5 protein-coding genes are annotated in these 7,490 nt (G+C 72.4%); 3 read left to right on the forward strand and 2 right to left on the reverse strand.

Annotated elements, in window-relative coordinates; genetic code table 11:
* Window positions 1-213: 213 nt before the first annotated feature.
* Together AB0I73_RS22115 and AB0I73_RS22120 are read left to right on the forward strand one after the other, a co-directional pair.
* Window positions 214-1,560 carry a hemolysin family protein gene (locus tag AB0I73_RS22115; protein ID WP_363039838.1) on the forward strand — a complete coding sequence of 449 codons (1,347 nt, stop codon included), beginning with the start codon at window positions 214-216 and terminating at the stop codon, window positions 1,558-1,560.
* Window positions 1,557-2,717 (forward strand): hemolysin family protein, encoded by a 1,161-nt coding sequence (locus AB0I73_RS22120; protein WP_363039840.1) that lies wholly within the window; start codon window positions 1,557-1,559, stop codon window positions 2,715-2,717. The genes AB0I73_RS22115 and AB0I73_RS22120 overlap by 4 nt, the downstream gene beginning before the upstream one ends.
* 27 nt (window positions 2,718-2,744) lie before the next feature.
* On the opposite strand, the gene AB0I73_RS22125 is transcribed toward AB0I73_RS22120, so the two are convergent.
* Window positions 2,745-4,616 carry an AAA family ATPase gene (locus AB0I73_RS22125; protein ID WP_363039842.1) on the reverse strand — a complete coding sequence of 624 codons (1,872 nt, stop codon included), beginning with the start codon at window positions 4,614-4,616 and terminating at the stop codon, window positions 2,745-2,747.
* Window positions 4,617-5,047: 431 nt separating this feature from the next.
* Window positions 5,048-5,677 (reverse strand): hypothetical protein, encoded by a 630-nt coding sequence (locus AB0I73_RS22130; RefSeq protein ID WP_363039852.1) that lies wholly within the window; start codon window positions 5,675-5,677, stop codon window positions 5,048-5,050.
* Between the two features lie 312 nt (window positions 5,678-5,989).
* Here AB0I73_RS22130 and AB0I73_RS22135 point away from each other — a divergent pair, with 312 nt between their 5' ends.
* Window positions 5,990-7,381, forward strand: coding sequence for a peptidase C39 family protein (locus AB0I73_RS22135; RefSeq protein WP_363039844.1), 1,392 nt, complete (start codon window positions 5,990-5,992; stop codon window positions 7,379-7,381).
* The last annotated feature ends 109 nt before the right edge of the window (window positions 7,382-7,490 follow it).

A 7,490-nucleotide genomic window follows, 5' to 3' on the forward strand; every position in this document is an offset into this window, starting at 1 on the left:
CGGCCGCCCATGTCTTGATTAATCTGGTGGGCGGAGGCGCGCCGACAGCGCCTTCGCCCCTGCCGCCCCGCCCGGTGCCCAGGGGCTCCAGCTAACCGAGGAGTGACCCTCTCCGGCGATGGACGGATCGTCCTGCAGTACCTGCGCCGCCCCCTGTCGACATAGCGCGAACCCGTTCCACGAGGTTCGCGACCGTGCGCAAGCGGCGGCATCATGACCACCCCCCTGCTGCTCCTCGCAGCCGCATTCCTGCTGATTCTCGCCAACGGGTTCTTCGTGGCCGCCGAGTTCGGCCTGGTCACCGTCGAGCGACCGGACGCCGAACAGGCCGCCGCCGACGGCGACCGACGTGCCCACCGGGTCGTCGAATCACTCAAGGAGCTGTCCTTCCAGCTCTCCGGCACCCAGCTCGGCATCACCATCACCTCCCTGGTCGTCGGCATGCTCGCCGAACCGGCGCTCGCCGAGCTGCTGCGCGGCCCCGTCACCGGCACGGGCGTCCCCGAGGGCGCCGTCTCCACCATCGCCGTGGTCGTCGGCATGCTGCTGGCCTCGGCCGTGCAGATGGTGATCGGCGAGCTCGTGCCCAAGAACTGGGCGGTGTCCCGACCGCTGCAGGTCGCGCGGTTCGTCGCCGGCCCGCAGCATGTCTTCGCCCGCCTGTTCCGCCCGGTCATCGCCGGCCTGAACGCCGTGGCCAACCGGGTGGTGCGCACCCTGGGCATCGAGCCGACCGCGGAGCTGGCCTCCGCCCGCACGCCCGGCGAACTGGTCTCCCTGGCCCGGCACTCCGCGCGGGCCGGCGCCCTGGAACAGGACACGGCGGACCTCTTCGTACGGACCCTGTCCCTGGGCGGGCTGACCGCGCAACACGTCATGACCCCGCGGGTGAAGGTCAGCGCCCTGCAGTCCTCCGCGACCGTCGAGGACGTGGTGAACCTGACCCGGGCCACCGGCCTGTCCCGGTTCCCCGTCCACACGGAGCGGATCGACGAAGTCGTCGGCATGGCCCATCTCAAGGACGCCCTCGCGGTGCCCCCGCAGGACCGGCTGCGTACCCCCGTCGGCGACATCTCCCGCCCGGCGCTGCTCGTCCCCGAGACCCTGCCCGTCCGGCCGCTGCTGACGCGGCTGCGCAGCGAGCAGCCCATCGCGGTCGTCGTCGACGAGTACGGCGGCACGGCCGGAGTCGTCACGCTGGAGGACATCGTCGAGGAGATCGTCGGCGAGATCCTGGACGAGCACGACGAGCACGACGAGCTCCTCGGCGAGGCCCCCGAAATCGTCGCCGTCCCGCAGGAGGACGGCCACTGCGCCTGGGACGTCGACGGCAGCGTCCGCGTCGACACCCTGCTCCGCATCGGCCTCGACGTGCCCGACGGCCCCTACGAGACCGTCGCCGGCCTGGTCGCCGACCTGCTCGGCCGGATCCCGGCCGTCGGGGATCAGGCGGAACTGCCCGGCTGGCGGCTGTCGGTCCGCCGCGTCGGCCACTACCGTGCCGAGCGCGTCCGCCTGGTCGAGGCGGCCCCGCCGCCACTCGTGGAGGCAGCCCGATGAGCGTGCTGCACCTCCTCTTCGCCGCCCTGCTCGTCCTCGCCAACGGAGTCTTCGTGGGCGCCGAGTTCGCGCTGGTCTCCGTGCGCCGCAGCCAGATCGAACCGCTCGGCACCGCCCGGGCCCGCCAGGTCCTGTACGGGCTCGAGCATCTGCCGCGGATGATGGCGGCGGCCCAGTTCGGCATCACCGTCTGCTCGCTGACCCTCGGAGCGGTCGCCGAACCGACGGTCGCCCACTTGCTGGAGCCGGTGTTCGAGTGGATCCGGCTGCCGCACGGCATGATCCATCCGCTCGGCTACGTCGTCGCGCTCGCCGCCGTGGTCTTCTTCCACCTCGTCATCGGCGAGATGGTGCCGAAGAACCTCGCGATGGCCACCCCCGAGAAGGCCGCGCTGTGGCTGGGCCCCGGCCTGGTCTGGTTCGCCCGGTTGTGCCGACCCGTCACGACCGCGCTCGGCGCCTGTGCCGAGACCGTCCTGCGGGCCTTCCACGTCGAGCCGAAGGCCGAGGTCGAGGCCGCCTTCACCAGCGAGCAGCTGAACCGGCTGGTGGAGGACGCCGGGCAGGCGGGCCTCCTCGACCCCGAGGAGGCCGAGCGCCTGGAGGACGCCCTGGAGCTGGGTTCCCGCCCGGTGACGGACGTCCTGCTGCCCCGTGAGTCACTGGTGACGGTCGGCCCCGAGGCCACCCCGGCACGGATCGTGGAACTCACCGCCCGCACCGGGTACTCCCGTTTCCCGGTCGTCGCACAGAGCGGCGCCTTCATGGGCTACCTGCATGTCAAGGACGTGCTCGACCTGGAGGAGACCGACCGGGCCGTGCCGCAGCGGCTCTGGCGGCGCATGCCCACCCTCCGACCCGAACTCCCGCTGGACGACGCCCTCACCGTGATGCGCCGCGCCGCCACCCACCTGGCCCAGGTGGCCGGCGCGTCCGGCCGGGCACAGGGTCTGGTGGCCCTGGAGGACGTACTGGAGCTGCTGGTCGGCGAGGTACGGGACCCGGCACACCGCGGGACGCCGGGCGCGCGGCCGCACACCGGGGCACACCCCGATTCCGAGATGCCTCCGGATGCCGGAACGCTTCCGGACATCGGGGCGGACGTCGGACCGACCGAGTCCAGGAACGGCGCCCCGGCAGGAGCGCTCACCCGCTGACCTCCGACGCCGTGGGATCCGCCGGTGTCAGGGCGCCGGCGGATCCTGTGGGCCCCGCCCGGACAGCACCTCCCCGTACGCCTGCATCAGATCCGGCAGCCGCAGCGTCGACAGGTCCTCCCGGGTCAGCGTGCCCGGGTACGCCGGGTACGCCGACAGCCGCAGATCCCGGTACGCGCAGCTCTTCTCGTACAACGTCCGCAGGAACCGTCCGTTGCCCAGTTCGTCGATCCATCCCTGGTCCACCACGTGACCGGCGATGGACCGCAGCTCCTCCAACGCCTCCTCGTCCCACACGTCGCCGTTCTCCGCGGCCAGCACCTCGCCGATCGCGGTGAGTTCGAGTGGCCGGTAGGACGGGAAGTCGACGCGCGTCGTGAAGCGGGAGGACAGCCCCGGGTTGGCACCGAGCAGACGGTCCATGCCCTCCGGGTAGCCAGCCAGTATGACCACCAGGTGGTCGCGGTTGTCCTCGGCCCGCTTCAGCAGCACCTGGAGCGCCTCGTCGCCGTACGCGTCGCCCTTGCCGTACCCGGAGTTGGAGAGAGCGTAGGCCTCGTCGACGAAGAGGACCCCGCCGAGCGCGGAGTCGATCAGCTCATTGGCCTTCACCGCCGTCTGCCCCAGGTACTCGCCGACCAGATCGGCCCGCTGCGCCTCCACGAGATGGTCCCCGCCGAGCAGCCCGAGGGCGTAGAAGACCCGGCCCAGGATGCGGGCCACCGTGGTCTTGCCGGTACCGGACGGGCCGGAGAAGACGAAGTGCCGTTTCGGCGGCTGCACCGGCAACCCCTGCCCGGCCCGTAGCCGCGCCATGTTCAACTGCGCCGACAACGCCTTGACCTGGCGCTTCACCGGCTCCAGTCCCACCATACGCTCCAGTTCGGCGAGCGCTTCCTCCAGTAAGGCGGGGTCGGTGGGGCCCGTGGGCAGTGAGGGCACCGGGTCGCCGGTCCGCTCGCGCACCGAAGGCCCCGTGGCCGGCCGCGGGGCTGCGGGCTGCGGGTCCGGCTCGGACAGCATCAGGTCACGGCCCTCGGTGCCGAACAGCGGGTCGAGTGTGTCCGGGCCGTCCAGCAGGTCCGGGCCCGCTCCGCCGAGCGTGAGCGAGCCGGGATCGGCGGGGTCGTCGTAGCCGTCCCCCTCGGCGATGGCGGCGAGCCGGGCCGAGGTGTCCATGAAGGCCGGGTCGACACGGTGCACGGCCCGGTACAGGGGGACCGCGGCGGCGCTGCGACCGGTGCCCTCATGGGCGCGCGCCAGCCAGTACCGCAGTTCCTTGCGCTGCGGCTGCTCGCTGCGGCAGCGCATCAGGGCCGCCGACAGCAGCGGTTCGGCCTGCCCGTACATCTCCAGGCGCACCCGGGCCATACCGCCGAACAGGCCCGTCTCGATGCCGAGCAGCGGATCGCCGTGCAGCGGGTCGGTGTGCCGGACCAACTGCTCCCAGTCCTTGACCAGATAGGCGCGGCAGGCGTGCAGGAAGCGGACCTGCGGGTCGGTGTCCACGGGAGGCAGGCCGGCGAGCGCGCGGTCCAGTTCGGGGACGTGGCGGCCGTCCAGCCAGTGGGAGGCGTGCGCGAGCAGCAGATCGCGGGGGCTCTCCAGCACCGGCTGCACCCACCAGCCCAGCCAGTACCAGGAATTGAGGGTACGGCGGTGCCGGGTGCGCTGTTCGCCGAAGCGGTCCCGGTGCCGGAACATGCGCAGCAGCGAGGCCGTCGTGTCGACGCGCAGCGCGTGCAGCCCGAGCCAGCCGTCCGCCATCCCCGGGTCGATCCGCACCGCGGCCCGGAACTCCTCCTCGGCCTGCGGATAGGCGCCCATGGTGTAGGCGTCCACGCCCCGCAGCCAGGCGAGGTCGGCCGGGGCCTGCGGGCCCTGCGTGCCGAAGTCCATCACGTCCCCCCACAAACCGTGCCCCGTCGGTATGCCCCACCGGCCCTCGCCCGCCGGCTGCCGTGAGGCGAACCGCTGCGCTGCGGACCGGAGTTGCACGGTGCGCGAAGCGGCGTCCGTAGGTCGCACCGAAGGCATCGTACCTGCGGCGGCGCCGCCTCCGTAGGGGTGCCGCACCTGCCGGGGAATCGGGGCGGGCGGGAGAGCTTCGACGCGTGCCGTGACCGAGAGTGATCGGCATATGCCGCTCGGCAGCCGGAAAAGGCGAAGAGGGCAGAACGAAGCCCCCGATCACGGGGGAACAACCGGGGGCTTCGCGTCTGCGGGCGGCTCCGAACGGCCGCACATTGAGAACGTAAGACCTGCACGGGCCCCTGGTCAAGCGAAGTTGGAGCACTCCGGCGACTTGTTCGACAAGGCCCTTCACATGTTCAGCACATTGGGGACGGCCCGTCACCGTGCGTGAGTGGAGAGGGGGGTTCAGCCGTCCCGGCAGGCCCGGCGAGTACCTCGTACCCCTCCTTGAGCTCCCCGCGCTCCCGCACCAGAAGGTCGGCGAAGGGGCGTGAAGGGTCCTCGGCGAAGTGCCGGCGCTCCGCCTCGACCCACCCTTCCCAGAACTCCCGTTGCTCCGCCCCGTCCCGTGCCCGCCCCCGCGACCAGGCGGCCTCCGCGGGCAGTTCCATCCACAGCAGCAGCGCCAGATGGGGCCGCAGCGCCCGGCGTCCCGCTCCGACGCCCTCGACGACGATCACCGGGGCGGGCGGCAGCGGGTGCGGCTGTCCGAAGGCGCGGGCCCGCCAGTCGTAGGGGGTGTAGTACGCCTGTTCACCGCGGCCGAGCGGACCGATCACCTGGCTCAGCAGCCGTCCGGTCCAGCCGAAGAGCTCCTGGTGGCTGGCGATGTCGTCGAGTCGCAGCACCGGAGCGCCGCCCAGTGCTCCGGCCAGTCGGCCGGCGAACGTGGACTTCCCGGAACCGGCGTGCCCGTCGACACCGACGAGCCGGACGGGTCCGCAGGAGGGGGCGAGGTCGCGGATGCGGGAGACGAGATCGTGAATGGCTGGTTCCTGGGGAGGGGCGGGGCGGCGTACGGAGAGACGGTGACGCGAACACTCTAGAACCCGACCGGGACCCGGTGGCCCGCGCCCGCGCCCGCGCCTCGGAACGGTCCGTCGGTCCCTCGATCCGCCGCCGTACGTGCCATTGGTCGAGTCCCATATTGGTCGGCGCGGCACGGTCCCGGGTGCTGGCGGGGTCGACCCCGGTGTGTTCATAGTGGGCGGACATCCGCTCCACCCGGTGGACGTACGCCGTACGGCCCGCCGCGCTCCGGACCTGCACCGACTCCGACACCTGGGGGTCCTCCACCCATGAGCAGAGCCGAACAGCCGTCCCGCAGAACCCTTCTGGCCGCAGCGGCCGTCGCCGCCGCCGCGTCGAGCGCCGGCCCGGCGTTCGCCGGTACCGCGACCGGCCGGTCCGCCGCAAGCCCGACAGGCGGTTCCGCGGACCCCGAACGGGCCGCGGGGACCCGCCCCGTGGACAACAGGGCCTGGACCTCCTACAGCGACTGGCGCGACGGCACCGCCGAGGGGACCAGGGCCGTCGCGGGCGTCCGTCCCGGCCTGGTGATCGCGAAGGCCGCGGGCACCACCGACCACACCGACCCGCACACCGGCGACACCGCAGTCTGGGAGTACGCGACCTGGACCTCGCCCGTCCACCGGCTCACTGTGCCGGCGACGGAGGCGATCGCCTCCTGGAACGCGCGCACCCCCGACGGCACCTGGATCCAGGTCGAGTTGAAGGGCGCCTACACGGACGGCACCGACACGCCCTGGTACGTGATGGGCCGCTGGGCGGCCGGTGACCAGGACATCCGGCGCACCTCGGTGGACGGCCAGAGCGACGGCCGGAGCACGGTGTGGACCGACACCCTCGCCGTCGACGACCCCGCTTCGGGGCTGCGCCTGGTCTCGTACCGGCTGCGGCTGACCCTCCACCGCCGTCCCGGGACGGCACTCACCCCGACCGTGTGGCGGCTCGGCGCGATGGGATCCGACGTCCCCGACCGCTTCACCGTCCCGGCCTCCACGCCCGGCCCGGCCCGGGAGCTGATCGTCCCGCGCTACTCGCAGGAGATCCACAAGGGCCAGTACCCGGAGTACGACAACGGCGGCGAGGCCTGGTGCAGCCCGACCTCCTCACAGATGATCATCGAGTACTGGGGCGGTCGGCTCACCGAGGAGCAACTGGCCTGGGTCGACCCGTCCTACGCCGATCCGCAGGTGTGCCACGCGGCCCGCCACACCTACGACCACCAGTACGCCGGCTGCGGCAACTGGCCGTTCAACGCGGCCTACGCGGCCACCTTCGAGGGCCTTCAGGGCGTCGTCACCCGGCTCGGCTCGCTGAGCGACCTGGAGACCCTGATCGGGGCGGGCATCCCGGCCGTCACGTCCCAGTCCTTCCGCGAGGAGGAACTGACCGGAGCGGGGTACGGGACGTCCGGGCACCTGATGACCGTGATCGGGTTCACCGAGGACGGCGACGTGATCGCCAACGACCCGGCCTCCCCGGACAACGAGGCCGTCCGACGCGTCTACCGGCGGCGCGAGTGGGAGAACATCTGGCTCAGGACCAAGCGGTACAACGCCTCGGGCAAGGTCGTCTCCGGCACCGGCGGCGTCTGTTACCTGTACTTTCCGGCGCGTCCCACCTCGCGCATGCGCAAGGCGCTCGCGGCCGTCGGCGTGCGCTGAACCGGTCCGTGCGGCGGGCTCCGCCCGCCACGGACGGCCAGACCCGGGTCGGCCTGTCTTTGCCGTCGGACCATTCCGCCAGACCCGGGCGTGCGGCTCTACCAGGACC

The sequence above is a fragment of the Streptomyces sp. NPDC050388 genome (assembly GCF_040655635.1).
GTDB lineage: Bacteria > Actinomycetota > Actinomycetes > Streptomycetales > Streptomycetaceae > Streptomyces.

Excerpts from the sequence above, each read along its gene's own strand:
- AB0I73_RS22115 (WP_363039838.1), top strand. The coding sequence starts at position 214 with ATGACCACCCCCCTGCTGCTCCTCGCAGCCGCATTCCTGCTGATTCTC.
- AB0I73_RS22120 (WP_363039840.1), top strand. The coding sequence starts at position 1,557 with ATGAGCGTGCTGCACCTCCTCTTCGCCGCCCTGCTCGTCCTCGCCAAC.
- AB0I73_RS22125 (WP_363039842.1), bottom strand. The coding sequence starts at position 4,616 with ATGGACTTCGGCACGCAGGGCCCGCAGGCCCCGGCCGACCTCGCCTGG.
- AB0I73_RS22135 (WP_363039844.1), top strand. The coding sequence starts at position 5,990 with ATGAGCAGAGCCGAACAGCCGTCCCGCAGAACCCTTCTGGCCGCAGCG.